Origin of the sequence: Microbacterium abyssi (assembly GCF_015277895.1) — a bacterium.
Taxonomy (GTDB): Bacteria; Actinomycetota; Actinomycetes; order Actinomycetales; family Microbacteriaceae; genus Microbacterium; species Microbacterium abyssi.
Window position 1 is genome coordinate 782,128 of record NZ_CP063815.1, and the last position, 25,872, is coordinate 807,999.

Annotated in this window: 19 protein-coding genes and 3 rRNA genes; 16 read left to right on the plus strand and 6 right to left on the minus strand. The window is 64.9% G+C overall.

Annotation, left to right across the window (positions count from 1 at the left end):
* The first annotated feature begins 373 nt into the window (after positions 1-373).
* The 6 genes from IM776_RS03865 (at position 374) to IM776_RS03890 (ending at position 7,992) form a co-directional block, all read left to right on the plus strand.
* Positions 374-1,892: ribosomal RNA gene (locus IM776_RS03865) — 16S ribosomal RNA — on the plus strand.
* A gap of 392 nt (positions 1,893-2,284) precedes the next feature.
* Positions 2,285-5,391, plus strand: a 23S ribosomal RNA gene (locus IM776_RS03870).
* A 119-nt stretch (positions 5,392-5,510) separates the two neighbouring features.
* A 5S ribosomal RNA gene (gene rrf / locus IM776_RS03875) occupies positions 5,511-5,627 on the plus strand.
* Together the 16S, 23S and 5S rRNA genes form the textbook arrangement of a ribosomal RNA operon.
* An 88-nt stretch (positions 5,628-5,715) precedes the next feature.
* Positions 5,716-6,525, plus strand: coding sequence for an amino acid ABC transporter substrate-binding protein (locus IM776_RS03880; RefSeq protein WP_194421718.1), 810 nt, complete (start codon positions 5,716-5,718; stop codon positions 6,523-6,525).
* Positions 6,526-6,527: 2 nt separating this feature from the next.
* A complete protein-coding gene (locus IM776_RS03885) occupies positions 6,528-7,190 on the plus strand; it encodes an amino acid ABC transporter permease (RefSeq protein WP_194421719.1) in 663 nt (220 codons plus the stop codon).
* Entirely contained in the window at positions 7,177-7,992 is an 816-nt protein-coding gene (locus IM776_RS03890) for an amino acid ABC transporter ATP-binding protein (RefSeq protein WP_194421720.1), read from the plus strand. The genes IM776_RS03885 and IM776_RS03890 overlap by 14 nt, the downstream gene beginning before the upstream one ends.
* A 12-nt stretch (positions 7,993-8,004) precedes the next feature.
* Here the strand turns inward: IM776_RS03890 and IM776_RS03895 are convergent, their stop codons facing one another.
* The gene (locus IM776_RS03895) at positions 8,005-8,631 is read right to left on the minus strand and encodes a LysE/ArgO family amino acid transporter (protein ID WP_194421721.1); all 627 of its coding nucleotides are present in this window, start codon (positions 8,629-8,631) and stop codon (positions 8,005-8,007) included.
* Between the two features lie 69 nt (positions 8,632-8,700).
* Here IM776_RS03895 and IM776_RS03900 point away from each other — a divergent pair, with 69 nt between their 5' ends.
* On the plus strand, positions 8,701-9,588 hold the full coding sequence (locus IM776_RS03900) for a LysR family transcriptional regulator ArgP (RefSeq protein ID WP_194421722.1): 888 nt from the start codon (positions 8,701-8,703) through the stop codon (positions 9,586-9,588).
* A gap of 5 nt (positions 9,589-9,593) precedes the next feature.
* Here IM776_RS03900 and IM776_RS03905 read toward each other — a convergent pair whose 3' ends face one another.
* From IM776_RS03905 to IM776_RS03920, 4 genes are all read right to left on the minus strand, one after another.
* Entirely contained in the window at positions 9,594-10,097 is a 504-nt protein-coding gene (locus IM776_RS03905) for a MarR family winged helix-turn-helix transcriptional regulator (RefSeq protein ID WP_194421723.1), read from the minus strand.
* Positions 10,078-11,754, minus strand: a complete 1,677-nt coding sequence (locus tag IM776_RS03910) for an MDR family MFS transporter (protein ID WP_194421724.1) — start codon at positions 11,752-11,754, stop codon at positions 10,078-10,080. Before IM776_RS03910 ends, IM776_RS03905 begins: the two co-directional genes overlap by 20 nt.
* Positions 11,755-11,894: 140 nt before the next feature.
* Positions 11,895-12,572, minus strand: coding sequence for a YqaJ viral recombinase family protein (locus IM776_RS03915; RefSeq protein WP_194421725.1), 678 nt, complete (start codon positions 12,570-12,572; stop codon positions 11,895-11,897).
* A gap of 64 nt (positions 12,573-12,636) precedes the next feature.
* Positions 12,637-14,001, minus strand: a complete 1,365-nt coding sequence (locus IM776_RS03920) for a glucose-6-phosphate dehydrogenase (RefSeq protein ID WP_194421726.1) — start codon at positions 13,999-14,001, stop codon at positions 12,637-12,639.
* 56 nt (positions 14,002-14,057) lie between these two features.
* On the opposite strand from IM776_RS03920, the gene IM776_RS03925 reads away from it, so the two are divergent.
* From IM776_RS03925 to rplL, 4 genes are all read left to right on the plus strand, one after another.
* Complete coding sequence (locus IM776_RS03925; RefSeq protein ID WP_194421727.1) at positions 14,058-15,866, plus strand: glycoside hydrolase family 15 protein; 1,809 nt, start codon at positions 14,058-14,060, stop codon at positions 15,864-15,866.
* A 195-nt stretch (positions 15,867-16,061) separates the two neighbouring features.
* Complete coding sequence (locus IM776_RS03930; protein WP_194421728.1) at positions 16,062-17,039, plus strand: hypothetical protein; 978 nt, start codon at positions 16,062-16,064, stop codon at positions 17,037-17,039.
* Positions 17,040-17,396: 357 nt separating this feature from the next.
* Positions 17,397-17,885 carry a 50S ribosomal protein L10 gene (rplJ, locus tag IM776_RS03935; protein WP_175985310.1) on the plus strand — a complete coding sequence of 163 codons (489 nt, stop codon included), beginning with the start codon at positions 17,397-17,399 and terminating at the stop codon, positions 17,883-17,885.
* 49 nt (positions 17,886-17,934) lie between these two features.
* Positions 17,935-18,315 (plus strand): 50S ribosomal protein L7/L12, encoded by a 381-nt coding sequence (gene rplL / locus IM776_RS03940; protein WP_147040488.1) that lies wholly within the window; start codon positions 17,935-17,937, stop codon positions 18,313-18,315.
* Positions 18,316-18,382: 67 nt separating this feature from the next.
* On the opposite strand, the gene IM776_RS03945 is transcribed toward rplL, so the two are convergent.
* Entirely contained in the window at positions 18,383-19,387 is a 1,005-nt protein-coding gene (locus IM776_RS03945; RefSeq protein ID WP_194421729.1) for a LacI family DNA-binding transcriptional regulator, read from the minus strand.
* A gap of 266 nt (positions 19,388-19,653) precedes the next feature.
* On the opposite strand from IM776_RS03945, the gene IM776_RS03950 reads away from it, so the two are divergent.
* From IM776_RS03950 to IM776_RS03970, 5 genes are all read left to right on the plus strand, one after another.
* Positions 19,654-20,979 (plus strand): ABC transporter substrate-binding protein, encoded by a 1,326-nt coding sequence (locus IM776_RS03950; protein WP_194421730.1) that lies wholly within the window; start codon positions 19,654-19,656, stop codon positions 20,977-20,979.
* 107 nt (positions 20,980-21,086) lie between these two features.
* Positions 21,087-22,226 carry a carbohydrate ABC transporter permease gene (locus IM776_RS03955; RefSeq protein WP_228479905.1) on the plus strand — a complete coding sequence of 380 codons (1,140 nt, stop codon included), beginning with the start codon at positions 21,087-21,089 and terminating at the stop codon, positions 22,224-22,226.
* A complete protein-coding gene (locus tag IM776_RS03960; RefSeq protein WP_194421731.1) occupies positions 22,223-23,176 on the plus strand; it encodes a carbohydrate ABC transporter permease in 954 nt (317 codons plus the stop codon). Before IM776_RS03955 ends, IM776_RS03960 begins: the two co-directional genes overlap by 4 nt.
* A 54-nt stretch (positions 23,177-23,230) precedes the next feature.
* Positions 23,231-24,613: a cystathionine beta-synthase gene (locus tag IM776_RS03965; protein WP_194421732.1), complete on the plus strand. Its 1,383-nt coding sequence runs from the start codon at positions 23,231-23,233 to the stop codon at positions 24,611-24,613.
* A gap of 73 nt (positions 24,614-24,686) precedes the next feature.
* Positions 24,687-25,841, plus strand: a complete 1,155-nt coding sequence (locus tag IM776_RS03970) for a cystathionine gamma-synthase (protein WP_194421733.1) — start codon at positions 24,687-24,689, stop codon at positions 25,839-25,841.
* Positions 25,842-25,872: the final 31 nt, after the last annotated feature.

The following is a 25,872-nucleotide window of genomic DNA, read 5'->3' on the forward strand; positions in this document are numbered from 1 at the left end:
AAGGACCTGGGCGCTTGCGTCTAGACTGGGAGCTTCCACCTCTTCTGCGGTTCACTTCGACCGCGCAGCGGATCTCAGATCCGGTCGGCGCGTCGATTTGACAGGCCGGATGAGGCGGATAAGATTGAGAAGTTGCCCTTCGGGCCTGGTTGTGATGACTGGGTCGGGGGAGCGTCCGATCCTTGAGAACTCAACAGCGTGCACTTGTCAAATGCCAAATAACCTCGACTCCACTTCGGTGGGGTGAGATTCCTTTGGATCAAAGACCAATCCTTTTCGGAGGGTTGGCAACGGATAGTCAGCAATGAATATCTCTTTGGTCAGTTTCAAACTCGCTGTGATCACCTTATTCCGGTGGTTGTATGCATCTTTTTTTACGGAGAGTTTGATCCTGGCTCAGGATGAACGCTGGCGGCGTGCTTAACACATGCAAGTCGAACGATGATGCCCAGCTTGCTGGGTGGATTAGTGGCGAACGGGTGAGTAACACGTGAGCAACCTGCCCCTGACTCTGGGATAAGCGCTGGAAACGGCGTCTAATACTGGATACGAACAAGAATCGCATGGTTACTTGTTGGAAAGATTTTTTGGTTGGGGATGGGCTCGCGGCCTATCAGCTTGTTGGTGAGGTAATGGCTCACCAAGGCGTCGACGGGTAGCCGGCCTGAGAGGGTGACCGGCCACACTGGGACTGAGACACGGCCCAGACTCCTACGGGAGGCAGCAGTGGGGAATATTGCACAATGGGCGGAAGCCTGATGCAGCAACGCCGCGTGAGGGATGACGGCCTTCGGGTTGTAAACCTCTTTTAGCAGGGAAGAAGCGAGAGTGACGGTACCTGCAGAAAAAGCGCCGGCTAACTACGTGCCAGCAGCCGCGGTAATACGTAGGGCGCAAGCGTTATCCGGAATTATTGGGCGTAAAGAGCTCGTAGGCGGTTTGTCGCGTCTGCTGTGAAATCCCGAGGCTCAACCTCGGGCCTGCAGTGGGTACGGGCAGACTAGAGTGCGGTAGGGGAGATTGGAATCTGGTGTAGCGGTGGAATGCGCAGATATCAGGAGGAACACCGATGGCGAAGGCAGATCTCTGGGCCGTAACTGACGTGAGGAGCGAAAGGGTGGGGAGCAAACAGGCTTAGATACCCTGGTAGTCCACCCCGTAAACGTTGGGAACTAGTTGTGGGGTCCATTCCACGGATTCCGTGACGCAGCTAACGCATTAAGTTCCCCGCCTGGGGAGTACGGCCGCAAGGCTAAAACTCAAAGGAATTGACGGGGACCCGCACAAGCGGCGGAGCATGCGGATTAATTCGATGCAACGCGAAGAACCTTACCAAGGCTTGACATACACCAGAACACCCTGGAAACAGGGGACTCTTTGGACACTGGTGAACAGGTGGTGCATGGTTGTCGTCAGCTCGTGTCGTGAGATGTTGGGTTAAGTCCCGCAACGAGCGCAACCCTCGTTCTATGTTGCCAGCACGTAATGGTGGGAACTCATGGGATACTGCCGGGGTCAACTCGGAGGAAGGTGGGGATGACGTCAAATCATCATGCCCCTTATGTCTTGGGCTTCACGCATGCTACAATGGCCGGTACAATGGGCAGCGATACCGTGAGGTGGAGCGAATCCCAAAAAGCCGGTCCCAGTTCGGATTGAGGTCTGCAACTCGACCTCATGAAGTCGGAGTCGCTAGTAATCGCAGATCAGCAACGCTGCGGTGAATACGTTCCCGGGTCTTGTACACACCGCCCGTCAAGTCATGAAAGTCGGTAACACCTGAAGCGGGGCCTACCCCTTGTGGGAGGGAGCTGTCGAAGGTGGGATCGGTAATTAGGACTAAGTCGTAACAAGGTAGCCGTACCGGAAGGTGCGGCTGGATCACCTCCTTTCTAAGGAGCATCTGACGCCCCTCGGGGTGTCCAGAACCCAGTTCGAAGGCACATGTTCTTCGCTGGGAGCTCATGGGTGGAACATTAGACAAGGCATCACGGATGCATGGTTTTCGTTAGTACGCTGCTTCGGCGGTTGGAACGGGAGGTCATGGGGATGTGGTGCATGCACGCTGTTGGGTCCTGAGGGACCGGAACCGATCGTTTGGTCGGGACTGTACCTCTGGGCCCCTTTCTGGTTCACGGTTGTGAATCGGTGGGGGTACCGCCCGTACTTTGAGAACTACACAGTGGACGCGAGCATCTTCAACATGACCCTTTGGGGTTGTGTTGTATTGATGATCTTAAAGATCATTAGTCAATTTCAATTTTGACGATTCGAACTCATGTTGTTTCAAGTCTTTAAGAGCAAACGGTGGATGCCTTGGCATCTGGAGCCGAAGAAGGACGTAGCAATCTGCGATAAGCCTCGGGGAACTGATAAGCAAGTTTTGATCCGAGGGTGTCCGAATGGGAAACCCCGCTGGGCGGCGTGCCGACCTAGTGACTCCCGCCTGAATATATAGGGCGGGTAGAGGGAACGTGGGGAAGTGAAACATCTCAGTACCCACAGGAAGAGAAAGCAACCGCGATTCCGTTAGTAGTGGCGAGCGAAACCGGATCAGGCTAAACCGAGTGTGTGTGATATCCGGCAGGAGTTGCATGTTCGGGGTTGTGGGACTTTTCAGTCATCTCTGCCGAGGTGGCGACGTGACAGAAGCGTATAGGCGAACGGTCTTGAAAGGCCGGTCATAGAGGGTGCCAACCCCGTAGCCGAAATGCGTGTTCTGGCGTGAAGAGTATCCCAAGTAGCACGGGGCCCGAGAAATCCCGTGTGAATCTGTCAGGACCACCTGATAAGCCTAAATACTCCCAGATGACCGATAGCGGACAAGTACCGTGAGGGAAAGGTGAAAAGTACCCCGGGGGGAGTGAAATAGTACCTGAAACCGTTTGCTTACAAACCGTTGGAGCCTCCTTAGTAGGGGTGACAGCGTGCCTTTTGAAGAATGAGCCTGCGAGTTAGTGATATGTGGCGAGGTTAACCCGTGTGGGGTAGCCGTAGCGAAAGCGAGTCTGAATAGGGCGATTCAGTCGCATGTCCTAGACCCGAAGCGAAGTGATCTATCCATGGCCAGGTTGAAGCGCGTGTAAGAGCGCGTGGAGGACCGAACCCACTTAGGTTGAAAACTGAGGGGATGAGCTGTGGATAGGGGTGAAAGGCCAATCAAACTTCGTGATAGCTGGTTCTCTCCGAAATGCATTTAGGTGCAGCGTTGCGTGTTTCTTGCCGGAGGTAGAGCTACTGGATGGCCGATGGGCCCTACAAGGTTACTGACGTCAGCCAAACTCCGAATGCGGTAAGTGAGAGCGCAGCAGTGAGACTGTGGGGGATAAGCTTCATAGTCGAGAGGGAAACAACCCAGACCACCATCTAAGGTCCCTAAGCGCGTGCTAAGTGGAAAAGGATGTGGAGTTGCTGTGACAACCAGGAGGTTGGCTTAGAAGCAGCCACCTTGAAAGAGTGCGTAATAGCTCACTGGTCAAGTGATTCCGCGCCGACAATGTAACGGGGCTCAAGCACGCCACCGAAGTTGTGGCATTGACATTATTGGTAGGCCTTCGTGGTCCAGCCGTGTTGATGGGTAGGAGAGCGTCGTGTGGCCAGCGAAGCGGCGGTGTGAACCAGCCGTGGAGGCTACACGAGTGAGAATGCAGGCATGAGTAGCGAAAGACGTGTGAGAAACATGTCCTCCGAAAGACCAAGGGTTCCAGGGTCAAGCTAATCTTCCCTGGGTAAGTCGGGACCTAAGGCGAGGCCGACAGGCGTAGTCGATGGACAACGGGTTGATATTCCCGTACCGGCGAAGAACCGCCCAAACCAATCCAGTGGTGCTAAGTATCTGAATCCCACGTGACCGGATCCTTCGGGTGATGGCGTGTGGGCCTAGCGTACGACCCCATGCTGGTGCGGTTAGCGTATTAACAGGTGTGACGCAGGAAGGTAGTCCAAGCCAGGCGATGGTTGTCCTGGTGCAAGTGCGTAGGCCGAGTCGTAGGCAAATCCGCGACTCATACAGGCTGAGACACGATGCGGATAAAAAGTGGATGATCCTATGCTGCCAAGAAAAGCATCGACGCGAGGTTCTAGCCGCCCGTACCCCAAACCGACTCAGGTGGTCAGGTAGAGAATACCAAGGAGATCGAGAGAATCGTGGTTAAGGAACTCGGCAAAATGCCCCCGTAACTTCGGGAGAAGGGGGGCCACCCGCTTATTAGGATTTACTCCGAAAGGGTGTGGTGGCCGCAGAGACTAGTGGGTAGCGACTGTTTATTAAAAACACAGGTCCGTGCCAAGTCGCAAGACGATGTATACGGACTGACGCCTGCCCGGTGCTGGAAGGTTAAGAGGACCGGTTAGCCGCAAGGCGAAGCTGAGAATTTAAGCCCCAGTAAACGGCGGTGGTAACTATAACCATCCTAAGGTAGCGAAATTCCTTGTCGGGTAAGTTCCGACCTGCACGAATGGCGTAACGACTTCCCAACTGTCTCAACCGCGAACTCGGCGAAATTGCATTACGAGTAAAGATGCTCGTTACGCGCAGCAGGACGGAAAGACCCCGTGACCTTTACTACAGCTTGGTATTGGTGTTCGGTGTGGCTTGTGTAGGATAGGTGGGAGACTGTGAAGCCATGACGCCAGTTATGGTGGAGTCATTGTTGAAATACCACTCTGGTCACTCTGGATATCTAACTTCGAACCGTGATCCGGTTCAGGGACAGTGCCTGGTGGGTAGTTTAACTGGGGCGGTTGCCTCCCAAAAAGTAACGGAGGCGCCCAAAGGTTCCCTCAACCTGGTTGGCAATCAGGTGGCGAGTGTAAGTGCACAAGGGAGCTTGACTGTGAGACTGACAGGTCGAGCAGGGACGAAAGTCGGGACTAGTGATCCGGCAGTGGCTTGTGGAAGCGCTGTCGCTCAACGGATAAAAGGTACCTCGGGGATAACAGGCTGATCTTGCCCAAGAGTCCATATCGACGGCATGGTTTGGCACCTCGATGTCGGCTCGTCGCATCCTGGGGCTGGAGTAGGTCCCAAGGGTTGGGCTGTTCGCCCATTAAAGCGGTACGCGAGCTGGGTTTAGAACGTCGTGAGACAGTTCGGTCCCTATCCGCTGCGCGCGTAGGAAGTTTGAGAGGATCTGACCCTAGTACGAGAGGACCGGGTTGGACGAACCTCTGGTGTGTCAGTCGTTGTTCCGCCAGGAGCACCGCTGATTAGCTACGTTCGGGATGGATAACCGCTGAAAGCATCTAAGCGGGAAGCCGGCCTCAAGATGAGACTTCCATGCCCCTTGTGGGTGAGAGGCTCCCAGCCAGACTACTGGGTTGATAGGCCAGATGTGGAAGCACGGCAACGTGTGCAGCTGACTGGTACTAATAAGCCGATGACTTGATAACACCTAACATCAGTTCGAATTTTCTGATGCTCCGCGTCCACTGAGTGGTTCTCGATGTACGGTCGAGAACCCTAACAACACATCACGTGTTCTTAGGTTTGATTGAAACATCAATAGTGTTTCGGCGGCCATAGCGTGAGGGAAACGCCCGGTCACATTCCGAACCCGGAAGCTAAGCCTCACAGCGCCGATGGTACTGCAGGGGGGACCCTGTGGGAGAGTAGGACACCGCCGGACTCCTTTTAAACAAAATGGCCACCCAACGCAGGGTGGCCATTTTGCGTTAACATCCACATCGGATGAAGTTCCCCCAGAAAGGTCGCACATGTCACGTCGCGTCACCGTTGCAGCAGTCCTCGCCGTCGCAGCATTGGCACTTACCGCCTGCAGCGCGAACAGCGACCCGGGTGACGGCGGCGATGCAGCAGGCGGTCAGTACGGTCTCGTGACCGACGGCACCCTGACAGTGGCCACAGAGGGCACCTATCGTCCCTTCAGCTTCCACGAGGGCGACGGTTCCGGCGCGCTCGTCGGCTTCGACGTCGAGATCATCGAGGCCGTGGCCGAGAAGCTCGACCTCGACATCAAGTTCGAAGAGACGCAGTGGGACGCGATCTTCGCGGGCCTCGACGCCGGACGCTTCGACCTGATCGCGAACCAGGTCACGATCAACGACGAGCGTGAGGCGAACTACCTCTTCAGCGAGCCGTACACAGTCTCGCCCGGCGTCATCGTCGTGAACGCGGACGACGACTCGATCAGCTCCTTCGACGATCTTGCGGGCAAGACGACCGCGCAGTCGCTCACCAGCAACTGGTATGAGCTTGCGACCTCGAGCGGCGCCCAGGTCGAGAACGTCGAAGGCTGGGCCCAGGCCGTCTCGCTGCTCAAGCAGGGACGCGTGGACGCGACGGTCAACGATAAGCTCACGTTCCTCGACTACGAAGCGACCGAAGGCGACACGGGCCTGAAGATCGCGGCCGAGACCGATGAGGCGGGGCTCTCGGCCTTCGCGTTCACCAAGGACAAGCAGGAGCTCGCGGACGCGATCGACGGTGCTCTCGCCGAGTTGCGCGAGGACGGCACTCTCGCCGAGATCAGCGACAAGTACTTCGGCGCCGACATCACCGAGTAGCCATGGACCTGTGGGATGTGTTCCTCAGCTCGGTAGGGCCGATCGCCCTGGCCGGAGTGACCGCAACGATCCCGCTCGCCCTGCTCTCGTTCGCTCTGGGGCTCGCGCTCGCGCTCGGAGTCGCACTCATGCGCATCTCGGAGCACCGCGTGCTCTCCGGCATCGCGCGCGTCTACATCTCGATCATCCGCGGCACTCCGCTGCTGGTGCAGCTATTCGTCATCTTCTACGGGCTTCCCTCGATCGGGATTCTCGTCGACCCGTGGCCGAGCGCCATCATCGCGCTCTCCTTGAACGTCGGCGGCTACGCGGCCGAGGTCATCCGCGCGGCCATCCTGTCCGTCCCGAAGGGCCAGTGGGAAGCCGCCTACACCGTGGGCATGGGGCGCTCGCGCACTCTCACCCGCGTCATCCTCCCTCAGGCGGCCCGCGTGTCGGTGCCGCCGCTGTCCAACACATTCATCTCGCTGGTGAAGGACACCTCGCTCACGTCGTTGATCCTCGTGACGGAGCTCTTCCGCGTGGCTCAGCAGATCGCGGCTTTCAACTACAAGTTCATGGCCGTGTATCTGACCGCGGCGCTGGTCTACTGGGTGATCTGCCTTGTGCTCGCCGGCGGACAGAACCTGCTCGAGAAGAGGCTCGATCGTCATGTCGCCCACTGACCGCCGCCCGATCGACAACGAGCGGACGCCTCTCCTCGCCGCACGTGGCCTCCACAAGAGCTTCGGTGCGAACGAGGTACTCAAGGGCCTGGATCTCACCGTGCACCGCGGCGAGGTCGTCGTGCTGATCGGACCGAGCGGTTCGGGCAAGACGACGGTGCTCCGCTCGCTGAACGGACTCGAGACACCCGACGCCGGAACGCTCGCGATCCAGGGCGGGCCCGACATCGACTTCGCCACCCGCCCGACCAAGAGCACGCGTTTCGCGCTTCGCGACCGTTCAGCGATGGTGTTCCAGCATCACAACCTCTTCCCGCACTTCACCGTCCTGCAGAATGTGATCGAAGGTCCTTGGCGGGTGCAGGGTCGTCCTAAGGACGAGGCCGTGGATGCCGCGCGGAAACTGCTGTCACGGGTGGGGCTGGCGGAGAAGGAGGACGCGTACCCTCACGAACTCTCCGGCGGACAGCAGCAGCGCGTCGGCATCGTGCGCGCGCTCGCCCTCCGGCCGGACGTGCTCCTGTTCGACGAGCCGACCAGCGCCCTCGACCCTGAACTCGTCGGCGAGGTGCTGCTCGTGATCAAGGAACTCGCCGACGAGGGATGGACGATGGTCGTCGTCACCCACGAGCTCGAGTTCGCGCGCGAGGCCGCCGACCACGTGCTGTTCCTGGACGGCGGCGTCGTCGTCGAGGAGGGTCCGCCCGAGCAGTTGTTCACCGCACCCGCGCATGAGCGCACCAGGCGCTTCCTCGCCAGGATCATGCGTCCACTCGACGCGGAACCCACCGAAGACGACTGATCCGGCGCGCGTTCAGATGCTGACCGCCTGCACCACCAGGCTCACCGCCAGGGCGATCATGATCACGGCGATCACGCCGTCGAGGATGCGCCATGCCCTCGGGGTGTTCAGCCAGCGTCCGAGATGGCGCGCCCCGTAGCCGAGCGCGGTGAACCAGAGGATGCTGGCGAGGACCGCGCCGGCGGCGAAGATCCATCGGGCATCGCCGTGCGTCGCGGCGATCGACCCGAGCATGAGCACGGTGTCGAGGTAGACGTGCGGATTCAGCCAGGTCAGCGCCAGCGTCGTCAGGATGACGGCTGCCAGTCGCCCTCCGGAGCGGCCGGCGAGAGGAGCATCGCCGCTGAGACCGAGGTCGGTACCGCGCAGCGCTCTGCGGGCAGCGCCCACTCCGTACACGAGCAGGAACGCGGCGCCCAGCCACTGCGCGACCACGATGAGCCACGGCATCCGCTCTACGAGGAATCCGAGCCCGGCGACGCCGGCGAGGATCAGCACCGCATCGGATGCCGCGCAGATGGCGACCACGGCGAAGACGTGCTCGCGTCGGATGCCCTGCCGCAGCACGTAGGCGTTCTGAGCGCCGATGGCGATGATTAGCGAGAGGCCGAGGCCGAGGCCGGCGAAGAACGAGAGCACCCTTCGACGCTACGAGAACGTCAGCGTAAGCGCCAGCGCACGATGCTTATGTTCCATTAGCATCGCTTCATGGCATCCATCGCCCCGGAGCTCGCGTCCACCGTCGCGGCGATCGTCGACGGCGGAAGTCTCGAGGCCGCGGCGCGCGCCCTCAGCATCACGCCGTCGGCGGTCAGTCAGCGGCTCAAGACGCTCGAGCAGCAGCTCGGCCGCGTCCTGGTCGTGCGCGGACGCCCGGCGACCGTGACTCCCTCCGGCGAAGCGGTGGTGCGGATGGCGCGCCAGATCTCACTGCTTGAGCATGAGGCGCTCGCAGAGCTCGGAATGGAGGGCGCGGGCCGACGGGCGAGCGTGCCGCTGGCGGTGAACGCCGACTCGATGGCCACCTGGTTCCTCGCACCGCTCGCGCGCCTCAGCGCCGTCCACGACATCGACTTCGACCTGCACCGCGACGATCAGGACTTCACCGCGCGACTCCTGGAATCCGGCGAGGTGATGGCCGCGGTCACATCGGAGGCCGTTCCCGTGACCGGTTGCTCGGTCTCGGCGCTCGGAGTGCTCACCTACGAGGCCGTGGCCACGCCCGAGTTCTCGCGGCGCTGGTTCGGCGAAGGCGTCGGACCCGAGGCGCTCCGCCGTGCGCCGTTCGTCGACTTCGACCGCCGTGACGGTCTGCAGCATCAGTGGCTCGCCTCCCGGGGCATCGACGCACACGGCGTCCCGCGCCACTACGTGCCCGCCTCGCACGATTTCGCGCAGGCGGTCACTCTGGGGCTCGGCTGGGGGCTGCTGCCTGGGTCCCAGCTGACGGAGGCCGTGGCTTCCGGCGCCGTCGTCCCGCTCGGCGGGGAACCCGTGCGCGTCCCGCTGTACTGGCAGCAGTGGAACCTGCGCTCCACGCTCCTCGAGGCGATCGCCGCCGCGGTCGCTGAGGAGGCCCGACGGGTGCTCGGCTGACTTCGTCAGAGCTCGCGTGCGGTGCTGGTCAGCCTGTGCAGGAGATCCGTCAGAGACCGGATGTCCTCCACCGGCCACGGTCCGAGCGCACGCAGCACAGCGCCCTCCTGCGGGCGCCGCGCGGCGGCGAGACGCGCCAGCCCCTCCTCGGTGGGGGAGATCACGACGGAGCGCCGATCCGCCGGATCCGGGACCCGCTGGATCAGGCCGAGATCCTCGAGCTCGCGGATCGTGCGGCTGAGCTGCCCCTTGTCCATCTGCAGCACTTCGGCGAGGGTCGATGCGGTGCTCGACCCGTAGCGCACGATCGTCGTGAACGTCTTATAGGCACCCGGCAGCATTCCGGGGCTCAGGCGCGTGGCGTTCGCCATGATGGTGCGCCGGAAGTGGGTGATGAGCTCGCCGAACTCCGACTCCAGCGCGGTCACCGCGGCGATGCGCTCCTCATCGATCTCGGGAACGGACGAGTCCGTCCCCGAGATCGAGGGATCATCGCCGACGGTCGCCATCGCTCTGCTCCTGCTCGACGGCGTGCACCGGGATCGATCCGGTCTCCGCCGTCGCCACGGCGAACTCGTTCTCGCGGCGCTGCTCCCGCACTCGCTCCACGTTGTTCTGGCGGAGCAGCGGGACGTTCGGCAGGAAGACGATCGCGATCAGGCTGAGCACGGCCAGCGGTACGCCGATGAGGAACGCGTGCGAGATCGCCTGCGCCGAGGCATCCTCGATGATGATGCGGATCGACTCCGGCATGTCACGCGTGGTCGGCAGCGACCCGGAGGCGAGCTGAGCGGCGATGACCTTGCCCTTCTCTCCCAGCGTCGCGATCGCCGCGCCCACTTCGGCCGCGCGATCCGACAGCTGCTGGGACATGCTGGCAGCCAGGACGGAGCCCATCACGGCGACGCCGACGGTGCCTCCGACGGTGCGGAAGAAGTTGACTCCGGAGCTCGCGACGCCGACCTCCCGCGGGCTGGTCGTGTTCTGCACCACCAGGACGAGGTTCTGCATCGTCATACCTGTCCCCGCTCCGAGCAGGAACATGTACAGACCGACGAGCCAGAGTGAGGTGTCGTAGTGCAGCGTCGACAGCAGCGAGGTGCCGGCGATCATCAGGATCGCGCCGATCACGAGGTAGCGCTTCCACTTGCCCGTCCGGGTCACCAGCTGCCCGATCACGGTGGAGGCGAGGAGCATGCCAGCAGCCATCGGGATGGTGAGCAGCCCGGCCTCGGTCGGACCGTATCCGCGGGAGATCTGCATGTACTGCGCGAGGTACACCGAGGTGCCGAACATGGCGACGCCGATCGAGATCGACGCGAGGACGGAGAGCGTGAAGGTGCGGTTGCGGAACAGCGTGAGCGGGATGAGCGGCTCGGAGACCTTCAGCTCGACGACGATGAACAGCACTGTGGCGACGACGGCGATGCCGACCATGTACAGCGTCTCCCAGCTGATCCAGCCGTAGGAGGCGACGTTCGAGACCCAGACGAGCAGGAATCCGGATCCCACCGAGAGCAGCACGATGCCGAGGTAGTCGATGCGGACCTTCGCCGCCCTGATCTGCTCGATCCGCAGCGTGCGGATCAGGACGACGATGGCGATGATGCCCAGGGGCACGCCGACGTAGAAGTTCCAGCGCCAGCCGACGCTGTCGGTCAGCACGCCGCCGAGCAGGGGTCCCCCTACTGTGGCGACCGCCATGACGCCCGCGAACAGGCCCATGTACTTCCCGCGCTCGCGCGGCGAGAGGATGTCGGCCATCAGGACCTGGCTGAGAGCTGCCAGGCCGCCGCCGCCGAGGCCCTGGAGGCCGCGGAACATGATCAGCATCTCGGTGTTCTGAGAGAGGCCGGCCCCGGCACTGGCGAGGACGAAGATCGTCAGGGCGAGGATCATGAGGTTCTTGCGGTTCACCAGGTCGGCGAGCTTGCCCCAGATCGGCGTCGAGATCGCCGTGGTGAGCAGCGTCATCGTGATGACCCAGGTGTACGACGTCTGGGAGCCGCCCAGCTCGGGGACGATGATCGGCAGCGAGGTGCCGACGACGGTCGTCGAGACCATCGAGCAGAACATCGCGAGCATCAGGCCGGACAGCGCCTGCAGGACCTGACGATGCGACATCCGGGTCGTCGTCGTGGCGGTCGATGGGGAATGCGCGCTCATGTGCACACCTTTCATGTCGCGGACAGTGCGGACACGACAGCGCTGGCGTGAGAAGTTGAAAAAAGTCAACGATACCCGCGATGTTGATCTTTGGCAACTATTGGTAGACGGATCGCCAGGAGGGCCACCCGCCGAAGTGGTCAGTCGGCGAGCGCGAGCGCCCGGAACGCATCGCGTTCGCGGAGTGCTTCGCGGCGGGATGCGACGACAGCCTGCGCGCTCGGCGGGCGGTTGCCGGTGGTGCGGTGATAGAGCTCGTCGATCAGGCGAGTGGCGAGTCCGACCAGTTGGCCGATCTCACGGTCGTCGCGGTCGATCCACACGCAGCGCGGCTCGTCGTCGACGGGACGGAAGTCGTCGTGCTCCTCCCACACGAACAGGGTGCGCTCGGCGCCGAGCACATGCTGCTGCCACCAGACCTGCCGCAGGTACGTGCGGGGGATCGTGCGCCAGTTCTTGTTCGTGGTCTTGATCTCCGCGAGAAGGATGCGGCCGCCGGCGTCCTGCACGATGCCATCCGGAGTCGCGAGGTGGCGATGTTCGGTCTCGGCGCGGAAGAGCGCGGAGGACGGCCGGATGCCGTGCGTCGCGGCCACCCACGCCGCGATCTCTGGCTCGCGCTTACGGCCATGATCGGTGTACGCGTTGCCGCCGAAGCGCGCGCCGCCGCCGAGCTTGGCGTCGGCCGCGCGGGTGATCGACTTCTCTCCGGAGAGACCGGCGACGTCCGTCGCGGTGATGCCTCTGGCACGTGCCCGGAGCCAGGCGACGCGATCGCGGGAGTCCGCGACGATTCGAGCCTGAAGTTCCGGGGTCACCTCTCGAGATTACCCCGGGGTTACGACGTCACTCGCCGGCCGCGCCGACGAGTGCGGTCACCGATCAGCGTATGCGCGGCCAGTGCTCCGGCCCGCCGGATCCTGCCTGGTACTCGTCGATCGGGACCTCGCCGTGGGCCCATGAATCCAGCACCGACTGGACGATCCGCCAGCACTGTTCGGCCGCGTCGCCGCGTACGGAGAGCGTCGGGTCGGCGTCGAGGATGCCGGAGAGGACCTCCGCGTACGCGAGCAGTTCACCGGGGCCGAGGTCGGCGGACAGCGTGGCGCGCTCGAGTACGAACGGATCGTCCGCCCCGTTGAGGTTGAACTCGAGCGATATCCGGTCCGGGCCGAGTGAGAACCTGAGGATGGCGCCTTCCGCCGTGCCTGTCAACCCGGCCGGAACGTGCCGCACAGCCTTGAACCGCACGACGATCTCGCGCGCGGGATCGCTCAATGCCTTGCCCGATCGGAGCGTGAACGGCACTCCCGCCCAGCGCGCGTTGCGCACTTCGAAGGTCGCCTCGGCGAGGGTCTCGGTGTCGCGCTTCGGATCGACGCCGGGCTCGTCCACGTAGGACGGCTTGTCGACGCCGTCGACGGCCCCGGCGGTGTAGCGCGCGCGTCGGGAGGATGCCGTCGGATCGTCGTCCATGATCCTGGTTGCGCGCAGTACGGCGGACGTCGCCTCGCGGAAGTCCGCCTCGTCGAGCGTCGCGGGTTGCTCCATCGCCAGCACCGCAAGCACCTGCAGCAGATGGCTCTGGATCATGTCCACCAGCGCGCCGGCCCGATCGTAGTAGCCGGCTCTGCCTTCGAGGCCGAGCTTCTCGTCGTAGACGATGTCGATCGATTCGATGCTCTCCGCCGACCAGAGCGGCTCGAGCAGCCGGTTCGCGAAACGCGCACCCAGAAGGTTCAGCGTGGTCGATTTGCCCAGGAAATGATCGACGCGGAACACCTGCTTCTCCGGCACGAGCTCGGCCAGTCGGGCATTGAGAGCTCGCGCGCCCTCCTCGTTCGTGCCGAACGGCTTCTCCAGCACCAGCATCACGCCATCCGGCAGCATCTCGGGCGTCAGCGCGTCGCACGCGGCCGCTGCCACGGCCGGGGGCACGGCGAAGTACAGCGCGACCTGTCCGTCCAGGCCCCTCAGCAGCGCCTCGAGATCCGACGCCTTCGTGATGTCGGCCTGCTGGTACGAGATGTCGACGCGATCAGTGGAAGCGTCCGCATCCGATGCTGCGAACGAGGCGTGCACCACCTTCTGAAGGTCGGCGGTGGACCAGGCCTCAGTGCCGGCGCCGATGACCCGGACGCGCCTGTCCGGTTCCGAGGTGAGCAGCTGGCCGAGCGCCGGGAGGAGGAGGCGCGAAGCCAGGTCGCCGGTCGCACCGAAGATGACGAGTGTGGTCGCAGCATCCATGCGCTCACCGTAACGCGACGCGTGCATCCTGGCCAGGGGCGTGCGAGAATCGGGCGATGCCTGCTCCCATCGAGGATTACGCACTTCTCAGCGATTGCCGCACCGCAGCGCTGGTATCGAGTGAGGGGAGCATCGACTGGCTCTGCCTTCCCCGCTTCGACGCCGCGTCGGTCTTCGGTGCACTGCTGGGTGATCAGGCTCACGGATGCTGGACCCTCCGCCCGCGCGATCCCTCGGCGACCGCGCGCCGATGGTACTTGCCGGACACGTTCATCCTCGTCACGCGCTGGGAGGCCCGGGACGGCGTTGCCGAGGTGCAGGAGTTCCTGCCGATGACCGAGGACCGCACGGATCTGGTGCGACGGGTGACGGGCGTCACAGGAACCGTGGCGTTCACCACCGAACTGCGCATGCACTTCGACTATGCGCGTGCGCTGCCATGGGTGCGGCAGGTGGGAACGGACGACGCGCCGGCGCTCAGCGCGATCGCCGGCCCCGACGCGGTGGTCGTCCGGGGCGTCGCGCTCGCAGCATCCGATCACGTGCACACCGCCGACTTCACGGTCGCCGCCGACGAGCGCCGCGAACTGGTCCTCACCTGGCACGCGTCGCATGAGACCGAGCCACCGCCGCTGGACGTCGAGGACGCGATCGCGCGGACGCGAGCGTGGTGGCAAGGATGGGCGAGTCCCATCGAGCACGACGGACCGCACCGCGAGGCAGTCGTGCGGTCGCTGCTGGTGCTGCGGGCACTGACGGATCGCGACACCGGCGGCATCGTCGCGGCGCCCACCACGTCGCTGCCGGAGGAGTTCGGCGGTTCGCGAAACTGGGACTACCGCTACGTCTGGCTTCGGGATGCCGCCCTCACGCTGGAGTCGCTCGTCGCACATGGTTTCCTCGAAGAGGTGCACCACTGGCGGCGCTGGCTGCTGCGTGCGGTCGCCGGGGAGCCGGCCGAGGTGCAGATCATGTACGGCATCGCCGGGGAGCGCGACCTTGCCGAGCGCGAGCTGACGAGCCTGCCCGGTTATGACGGGGCGGCGCCCGTGCGCATCGGAAACGGCGCAGTGGAGCAGTACCAGGCCGATGTTCTGGGGGAGGTTCTCGTGGCGATGGAGGCGGCGCGGATCGCAGGCCTTGAGGAGACCGCGTTCTCGTGGCCGCTGCAGCGCGCGCTGATCGGTCGCGTGGTCGCGGGCATCGACCTGCGGGACAACGGGATCTGGGAGATCCGCGGTCCCCTGCAGTGGTTCACGCACTCGCGGGTGATGATGTGGGCGGCCCTCGACCGCGGTGTGCGAGCGGTCCGCGAGCATCACCTCGACGGTGACGCGGAGCTCTGGGAGAAGATGCGCGACCGGCTGCGCGCCGAGATCGACGAGCGCGGTGTGCATCCGGACGGGTACTTCGTCCAGCACTACGACACCGACGAGGTGGATGCATCGCTGCTCACGCTCCCGCAGGTCGGGTACTGTGCGGCGGACGACCCGCGGATGCTGCGGACGGTCGAGCAGATGGAGCGCACGCTCATGCGGGATGGACTGCTGCTGCGCTACCGTACGTCGTCCGGAGTCGACGGGCTCGAGGGCGGAGAGCATCCGTTCCTCGCCTGCAGCTTCTGGCTCGTGGAGCAGTATGCGGCCAGCGGCAGGGCCGACGACGGCCGTGCTCTGATGGAGCGGCTGGTCGGATTCGCGAACGACGTCGGGCTGCTCTCCGAGGAGTACGACGTCGGCGGCGGGCGGCAGGCGGGCAACATGCCGCAGGCGTTCTCGCATCTCGCGCTCGTGGGCGCCGCGGATGCCCTCGCCGGTCACGCCGGCCGCGCCGCCCACCGCCACGGCGGCGTCACCTCGCGCTGAGCGAGGATTGCAGCCTGCGGGGTCGCGGTCGGCGCCCCCTGTTCTCGTCGGCGCCCCCAATCCCGTGCGGCTGCAGGTGGGGGCCTCGGGCGGAACGGGGGCGTCGACGCGCGCGACTCATTCTGCACAGGGGCGGGTGCGGCGCGAGGGTGTGGATACGGCGGATGCTGCGCGCGAGACCGAGAGTATGGCGGGATGCCGCGCGCAATCGACATCGCACAGGGAAACGCGCTGCTGCGCTCGCGGGACGCGATGCTCGGCACCCGCACTGAACGGGAGTTGCGAGCCATGGTCACGGCCGGGGCGATCATCCGCGTGCACCGAGGCTGGTACGTGGATGGCGAGGACTGGCGTGGTCTGTGGAACGAAGGCCGCCATCTCGTCCGTGTCCTCGCCGTCGCGAGGGCCGCGACCGGGGCCGGTCCCGTCTTCTGCGGTGTATCCGCCGCAGTCGTCTGGGGACTTCCGCTGTACCGGCTCGCTCCCAAGCGCGTGCACGTCGTGATCGTCGGAGCGCGACACGGGCGGACAAGGGGGAGCGTCGTGCACCACAGCGTGAGCGTTCTCCCTGGCGACATCGTCGAGGTCGACGGCATCCGCTGCACTTCGCTCGACCGCACGGTCCTGGATCTGGCGTGCTCCCTGGGCCCGGAAGCGGCTCTATCGAGCGCGGATGCAGCGCTCCGCAGAATTGCGGTGCGAGGTCAGCGGCAGGACGAGGAGCTCGCGCACGCGTGGCGCGCGCGGATCGGTGAGCGCGCTGCGACCTTGCACGTGCCAGGGGCGCGCCGGGCCCGTGAATTGCTCGCGTTCGCCGATGGCAGGGCGCAGCTGCCCGGCGAGAGCGTCAGCCGCCTTCACCTGCGGCGCCTCGGGTTCACCGACATCGGGCTCCAGGCCAGGGTGGTCGGCCCGGCCGGTGAGGAGTACTGGCTGGACTTCGCGTTCGGCGGCGCACGCGCATTCGGCGAGTTCGACGGCAAGGCGAAGTACCTGAGTGAAGAGTTGCGAGGTGAGCGCACCGCGGAGATGGTGGTGCTGGAGGAGAAGGCGCGCGAGGATGCGGTCCGCGGGGTGACCGAATGGCGAGTGGTGAGATGGGGCTGGGACGATATCGCCTCGGCCGAGGCTCTCGGCGCGCGCCTCGCCGCCTTCGGCGTCCGTCCCACATGACTGCCCGAGCATCTGCGCCCCTGGTTGCCGTCAGCGCCCCCTGTTGCCGATGACTGCAGCTGGGGGCGCGGGCGTTACGTGGGGGCGCGGGCGGACGGGAGCGCGCGCTGATTTTGGGGGAGCGTGGGCGGTGAGGTAGAGTTGGCGTAACCGAAGACCGCTGGTCATCGTCATGCGCGCAAGCGCAAGTCGATTGAAGCACTGCAATGCAGGGGCCCGCGCAGGGGACATGATCGTTCTCCAGGAAACTGGATTCCACGCTCCGTCGCTTGCGCCGGAGCGTTTTGTTTTGCATGCGGGCGGTCCAGGTCGATGCCTCACCACCGTGCGGCATCCCGTACCCACCAAGGAGTGACCATGGCGCAGAAGGATGCATCGGTTGCCGAGCTCACGAAGTCATTCGAGAACTCGAACGCCGTCCTGCTGACCGAGTACCGCGGTCTGACGGTTGCCCAGCTCAAGGAGCTGCGCAACAGCATCCGTCAGGACGCCGAGTATGCCGTGGTGAAGAACACGCTGACCAAGATCGCCGCCAACAAGGCCGGCATCTCTGCGCTGGATGACGACCTCAAGGGTCCGTCGGCAGTCGCATTCGTGCACGGCGACTTCGTCGCCACCGCGAAGGCTCTTCGTGATTTCGCCAAGGCCAACCCGCTTCTCGTGATCAAGGGCGGCGTATTCGAGGGCAACGCCCTCACCGCCGACGAGGTCAACAAGTACGCCTCGCTCGAGAGCCGTGAGGTTCTGCTGGCGAAGGCTGCGGGCATGATGAAGGCGACGATGGGCAAGGCTGCCGCGACCATCGACGCGCTTCGCGAAAAGCTGGAGACCGCACAGGCCGCGTGAGCGACCGTCGATCTCGTTCCACACACCCCATCAATCTAGGAGATACATCATGGCTAAGCTCACCACTGAGCAGCTGCTCGAGCAGTTCGCAGACCTGACCCTCGTCGAGCTCAGCGAGTTCGTCAAGGCGTTCGAGGAGAAGTTCGACGTCACCGCTGCCGCCCCCGTCGCCGTTGCCGGTGCCGGTGGCGCAGGCGCTGCTGAAGAGGTTGAGGAGAAGGACTCCTTCGACGTCATCCTCGAGGCTGCCGGCGACAAGAAGATCCAGGTCATCAAGGCTGTCCGCGAGCTCACCTCGCTGGGCCTCGGCGAGGCCAAGGCTGTCGTCGACGGCGCTCCGAAGGCCGTCCTCGAGGGCGCCAACAAGGAGACCGCCGAGAAGGCGAAGGAGTCCCTCGAGGCTGCCGGCGCCACGGTTACCCTGAAGTAATCACGCCTGTACTGTCACGAAGGCCCTGGGGTTCGCCCCGGGGCCTTCGTTCTGTCCGTGGACCGTTTCAGCGGGACGCGGCGGACGAGCTGCGCACGACGAGGGCGGATGCCGCGACCACGTACTCGCGCGGAGAGTCCGGAGTGTCCAGTTGGCGCAGCAGCAGGCGTACGGCGGCTCTGCCCTGCTCCCGCGGCTGCTGCCGGATGGTCGTCAGCGAGAACATCTCGGCGTGCTGGTGATCATCGATGCCGACCACGCTCAGCTCCGTCGGCACAGCGATGCCCATGCGGCGTGCGGCGATGATCGCCCCGATCGCCACCTCATCGCACACCCCGACCACGGCCGTGGGCCTTGTGCGCCGGTTGCCCAGCAGGTCGACGGCGGCTTCGTAACCGCTCGGCATCGTGCCCGCTGCCGGTGCCACGCGTGACCGATCGTCGAGCCCCGCGGCATCCATCGCCGATCGGAAGCCCTCGAGCCTGCGCGCGTCGCCGAAGGTGAGGGCTTCGGCCTCCGTCGTCCCGCCGACGAACGCGATCTCGGTGTGGCCGAGATCGATGAGGTGCTCCGTCGCGATCCGCGCGGCTGCCGCATCGTCGATCGATACCGCGTTCACGTGCTCGCTGTGCGGTCCCACACTCACCACCGGGCGCCCGAGGCGCAGCAGCTGCGTCATCTCAGGCGAGTCCGGCGGGACCCCGACGGCGATCACGCCGTCGAACCGACGGCGGGGGAGAACTTCGTCGAGCACCTGCTTGCGTGCGGCGGAACGCTCCGGCACGCCGAACAGTGCGAGGTCGTACCCGTGCTCGAGCATCGCCGTCTGCGCCCCGGTGAGCAGCTCGGAGAAGAACCACCGTCCCACATCGGGAAGGATCACCCCGATCGTCTGGGTGCGACCGGTCGCCAGGCTGGTGGCGGAGGAGTGCGCGACGTACGACAGCGCGCGCGCGGCCGTCTCGACCCGGTCCCGGGTGTCGTCCGAGACGTACCCGCGACCGCTCAGTGCTCGGCTCGCCGTCGCCTTCGAGACGCCGGCACGTGCGGCGACGTCCGCGATCGTGCTCATGCGCATCCTCCTCGATGACCGGGCGCACCGGTGCGCCCGTGCACAGCGTAGTAGTGGGAGGCCCGGAAGGGAACCGGTTCCAGGCATCCGGGGCGGGAGCGCTCCCATCCTGGGCGCGGCGTGCGCGTCAAAGGTTGCCAGCTTGTGATCTGTTCCCATTGTGCGGGGAACTGCCGCCCAGTATGTTGGGCCTGGAAGCGGTTCCCGATCCGTTGGCCTTCGGATGGCGACGCTCTGGGGACGTGAACTCGAAGAGGAGAAATCACATGGCACAGTCACAGCGTTACCGGCGCCTCGCACCGCTCGCCCTGCTGGGGGCCGCGGGCATCGCCCTGGCAGGATGCGGCGCCCCTGGTGCGCCCGAAGGGGGCGGCGACGCGGGCAGCGAGGACGTCTCCGGCGAGACGGTCACGATCTACGGCACCATCGTCGACAGCGAAGCGGAGCTCCTGCAGCAGTCCTGGGCCGACTTCGAAGAGGAGACCGGTATCGAGATCAAGTACGAGGGCAGCCAGGACTTCGAGACCCAGCTCGGCACGCGCGCTCAGGGTGGCAACCCGCCGGACATCGCGATCTTCCCGCAGCCCGGTCTGTTCGCCGACTTCGCGAACCGCGACTTCCTCATGCCCGCCCCCGAGGAGGTCGAGCAGAACGCCAACGAGTACTGGACCGAGGACTGGGTCAACTACGGAACGGTCAACGACACCTTCTACGGGGCACCGCTGATGGCCAACGTCAAGGGCTGGATCTGGTACTCCCCGGCGAAGTTCGCGGAGTGGGGTGTGGAGGTCCCCGAGACGCTCGACGACCTGCAGGCGCTGACCGATGACATCCAGGCCGCCACCGGAAGTCCCGCCTGGTGCGCCGGCTTCGAGTCCGGCACCGCGACCGGTTGGCCGGGCACGGACTGGATCGAGGACTACGTGCTGCGCCAGGCCGGGCCGGACGTCTACGACCAGTGGGTCACCAACGAAGTGCCCTTCACCGACCCGCAGATCAAGAGCGCGTTCGACTCGGTCGGCGAGATCCTCCTGAATCCGGAGAATGTGAACGCCGGATTCGGCGACGTGCGCTCGATCAACTCCACGGCGTTCGGTGACGTGGCCCCCAAGGTGGCCGACGGCTCGTGCGCACTGACGCACCAGGCGTCGTTCCTCTCGGGCTTCTTCCCCGAAGGGACGAACATCGCCGAGGACGGCGACGTGTGGGCGTTCATGCTCCCCGGCGAGAGCGCTGACGACAGCGCCGTCACCGGCGCAGGCGAGATCGTCGGTGCATTCAGCGACTCGGCGGCGACGCAGCAGGTGCTCGCATACCTTTCGAGCCCCGAGTGGGCGAACAGCCGGGTGAGCCTCGGCGGTGTCACCTCGGCGAACAACGGCCTCGACCCGGCCAACGCTCAGGACCCGATCCTTCAGGAGACCATCAAGATCCTGCAGGATCCTGACACGACGTTCCGCTTCGACGCCAGCGACCTGATGCCGGGTGCTGTCGGTGCGGGCACGTTCTGGAAGGGCATGGTCGCCTGGGTCAACGGCTCCGCCACGGACGAGGTCCTCGAGCAGATCGAGACGGGCTGGCCGGCCGGCTGATCCGCCTCCGGGTGGGCCGCCGCGGAGTGAATCAACTCCGGGCGGTCCACCCGATCTGGTCCGCGCAACGATGCTCGGACCGTCGATGATCTTGCAAAGGGGACTCTGTGACCGCGACTGACTTCTTCCAGTGGATCGGGACTCTGCCGTCGGTGCTGCAGGCGGTGGCCGTCGTCATCGCCTTCGCCGCGGTGATCGCTCTGATCCTGTTCCTCGTCGACATCGCGCCGCGAACGGGCACCTGGTACACCGTCGCGCGCCTGGCGATGTGTCTTCTCATCCCGCTCGCGGTGATGTGGTTCTTCCGCTCCTACTACTGGGCCATCGGTGTGGCCGTCGTGGTCGGCGGCATCTTCTTCCTGCTCGACTACCGGTCGAAGGCGGGCAAGGGGTATCTCATCCAGCTGATCGCCTTCATGGCACCGGCAGTCCTGCTGCTGACCGTGGGGCTCATCCTTCCGTCGCTGCAGACGATGGTCGCCTCGTTCCTGAACTCCTCCGGAAAGACGTTCGTCGGACTGGACAACTACCTCTGGATCTTCGGGCAGCCCGATGGCATCCGCGTCGTCGTCAACACCATCGTCTGGGTGCTCCTCGTTCCGACGGTCTCGACCATCGTCGGCCTCGCCTACGCCGTGTTCATCGACCGCACCCGCGGAGAGAAGATCTACAAGGTCCTCGTGTTCATGCCGATGGCGATCTCGTTCGTCGGCGCCGGAATCATCTGGCGGTTCATGTACGAGTATCGCGGCCCGCAGTACGACCAGATCGGTCTGCTCAACCAGATCCTGGTCTGGTTCGGCGGTGAGCCGCAGCAGTTCCTGCTCAACCCGCCGTGGAATACGCTGTTCCTCATCGTCGTGCTCATCTGGGTGCAGACCGGTTTCGCGATGGTGATCCTGTCGGCATCCATCAAGGGCGTGCCGATGGAACTGCTCGAGGCCGCAGAGCTCGACGGCGCCAACGCGTGGCAGCGATTCAAGTCCGTCACAGTCCCGTCCATCCGGCCGGCGCTCATCGTCGTGCTGACCACGATCTCGATCGCCTCGTTGAAGGTCTTCGACATCGTCCGAACCATGACCGCCGGAAACTACGAGACCAGCGTTCTCGCCAACGAGATGTACACCCAGTTCTCGAAGTTCGAGGCGGGGCGCAGCGCTGCGCTCGCCGTCATCCTGTTCATCCTCGTGCTGCCGATCGTCATCTACAACGCACGCCAGATCCAGAAGCAGCGGGAGATCCGATGAGCGCCCCGACAACGACTGACAGCACCCGCTCGATCACCACCGAGGGGCGCCTCAGCTCCTCCGCGGCCCGCACGCGCAAGAAGCTCTCCCGGCCGTGGGCGTCCGCGGCGTCCATCATCATCGCGGTGCTGTGGACGATCCCGACGCTGGGACTGTTCATATCGTCGTTCCGTCCGCGCGATCAGATCCTCACCAGCGGGTGGTGGGAGTTCTTCCTGAACCCGCAGGTGACCGGCGAGAACTATGTCGATGTGCTGGCATCCGGCACCACGCAGCTCACGATGCTCGAGTCGTTCGTGAACTCGATCGCCATCACGATCCCGGCGACGCTCGTCCCTCTGATGATCGCCTCGATGGCGGCGTACGCGTTCGCGTGGATCGACTTCAAGGGGCGCAACTTCCTCTTCATCTTCATCTTCGCGCTGCAGATCGTGCCGATCCAGATGGCGCTGGTTCCGCTGCTGAGCACGTTCTCACGAGGGCTGAGCCTGTTCGGGCTGCAGATCACCCTGCCGCTCGGGGCATCCGGCGGGTACGCGCAGGTGTGGTTCGCGCACACGATGTTCGCGCTCCCGCTGGCGATCTATCTGCTGCACAACTTCATGTCCGAGATCCCCGGCGAGATCATCGAGGCGGCGCGCGTGGATGGCGCCTCCCGCGGTCAGATCTTCTTCCGGATCGTGCTGCCGCTGACGATGCCGGCGATCGCGTCGGTCGCGATCTTCCAGTTCCTGTGGGTGTGGAACGACCTGCTCGTGGCACTCGTGTTCGCCGACGGCGGTGCCGCTCCGATCACGAAGCTGCTCGCTGAGATCACGGGAACGCGCGGCAACGACTGGCACCTGCTCACCGCAGGGGCTTTCGTGTCGATCATCGTTCCGCTGATCGTGTTCTTCGCGTTGCAGAGGTACTTCGTGCGCGGACTGCTCGCGGGCTCGACCAAGGGCTGACGGATGCAGCGGATGCCGCGGTAACACGGCATCCGCTGCCCGTACCCTGGAACCATGGATTACGCCGAGCACATCGTCGACCTCGTCGGCAACACCCCCCTGGTGAAGCTTCAGCACGTCACCGAGGGCGTCGCGTGCACGGTGCTCGTCAAGCTCGAGTACCTCAACCCGGGCGGGTCTGCCAAGGACCGCATCGCCACGCGTATCATCGATGCGGCCGAGGCGTCCGGCGAACTGAAGCCCGGCGGAACGATCGTCGAGCCCACCAGCGGCAACACCGGCGTGGGACTCGCTCTCGTCGCTCAGCAGCGCGGTTACCGCTGCGTGTTCGTCCTGCCCGACAAGGTCGGCGAGGACAAGATCGACGTGCTGCGCGCCTACGGCGCCGAGATCGTCATGACCCCGACCTCGGTGCCCGCCGACAGCCCTGAGTCGTACTACAGCGTGAGCGACCGGCTCGCGCGCGAGATTCCCGGCGCGTTCAAGCCGAACCAGTACGAGAACCAGAACGGACCGCGCAGCCACTACGAGACGACGGGGCCGGAGATCTGGCGCGACACCGATGGGAAGGTGACGCACTTCGTCGCCGGCGTCGGCACCGGCGGCACGATCACCGGCACAGGGCGGTACCTCCGCGAGGTCTCCGACGATCGGGTGCGAATCATCGGCATCGACCCGGAAGGCAGCGTCTACTCCGGCGGCACCGGACGCCCGTATCTCGTCGAGGGCGTCGGAGAGGACATCTGGCCCGGCACCTACGACCCCGCCGTGCCGCACCAGATCGTCCCGATCGACGACGCTGAATCCTTCGCAATGACCCGCCGCCTGGCGCGCGAGGAGGGCATCCTCGTGGGCGGATCCAGCGGCATGGCGGTCGCTGGAGCGCTGCGCGTGGCGAAGACCCTGCCGGCGGAAGCCGTCATGGTGGTGCTGCTGCCCGACGGCGGTCGCGGCTACCTGTCGAAGATCTTCAACGATTCCTGGATGCGCTCCTACGGGTTCAGCGAGGTCGGGGCGGGAGAGACCGTCGCCGACGTGCTCGAGGCGCGCGATTCCGCACGACAGGCGCAGGGCGCGATCCCTGATCTCGTCCACGCGCATCCCAGCGACACCGTGCTGGACGCGATCAACATGATGACCGAGTTCGCGGTCTCGCAGCTCGTCGTGCTCAGCGCGGAGCCGCCGGTGATGATGGGCGAGGTCGTCGGCACCGTCGACGAGCGCGGCCTGCTGGATCTGCTGTTCCGCGATGCGGCGAAACCCACGGATGCCGTCGGCAACCACGTCGGCGAAAGGCTGCCGCTCATCGGCATCCACGCCCCCGTCGACCAGGCGCGCACGGCGCTCGCCGGGGCTGACGCACTGCTGGTCACGGTCGACGGTCGACCGCACACGGTGCTCACCCGGCAGGACCTCATCGCCTACCTCGCTCACTGAGCGGCCGCAGGAGCGCTCCGTCGCGCGGCGTAACGCAGGCGCGCCCGGTCAGCGCCGGACGTAGGCTGAAGACATGTCCGATCACGCCTTCGCCACCCGTGCCATCCACGCAGGTCAGGATCCCGATCCGCTCACCGGAGCGATCATCCCGCCGATCTACCAGGCGTCCACGCATGTGCAGGACGGCATCGGAGGTTTCCGGTCCGGCTACGAGTACAACCGCGCGGCCAACCCGACGCGCAGCTCGCTCGAGACGCAGCTGGCGGCACTCGAAGGCGGCGTCGGCGCGCTCTCGTTCTCGTCCGGCCTCGCCGCAGAGGACGCGCTGCTGCGCGGCATCCTGAAGCCCGGCGACCACGTGCTGCTCGGCAACGACGTGTACGGAGGCACCTACCGCCTGCTGACCAAGGTGCACGCGGCGTGGGGTGTGGAGACGACGACCGTCGAGCTCGGCGACGCCGATGCCGTCCGCGCAGCTCTGCGCCCGGAGACGAAGATCATCTGGGTCGAGACGCCCAGCAACCCGCTGCTGAAGATCGTCGACATCGCGAAGACCGTCGAGCTCGCGCACGCCGCTGGCGTTCTCGTCGTCGTGGACAACACGTTCGCCTCGCCCGCGCTGCAGAACCCGATCGCGCTCGGAGCCGACTTCGTGGTGCACTCCACGACCAAGTACCTCGGCGGGCACTCGGACGTACTCGGCGGAGCGGTGATCTTCGCCGACGACCGGTTCTTCGATCAGGTGAAGTTCCAGCAGTTCGCCGTCGGCGCGGTCTCGGCGCCGCTGGATGGCTGGCTCACCACCCGCGGCATCAAGACCCTCGCCGTGCGGATGCGGCAGCACAGCGCGAACGCGCAGGCGATCGCCGAGTGGGCGGCCGCGCGTCCCGAGTTCGAGACGGTCTACTACCCGGGGCTCGACATTCATCCAGGCCACGAGATCGCCGCCCGCCAGATGAGCGGATTCGGCGGGATGCTGTCGTTCGGACTCGCCGCGGGCCCTGATGCGGCTCGTGCCTTCGCCGAGTCGACCGAGCTCTTCCAGCTCGCCGAATCGCTCGGCGGGGTGGAGTCGCTGATCGGGTACCCGCCGGACATGACGCACGCCTCGGTCCGCGGCACCGAGCTCGCCGTCCCCGAGAACGTCGTGCGGCTTTCGGTCGGGATCGAGGACGTCGCCGACCTGCTCGCCGACCTTCAGCAGGGCCTCGTTCGCTCCACACGCTGAACGCGTCGCCGCGGCCGGCGCGTGGATCAGG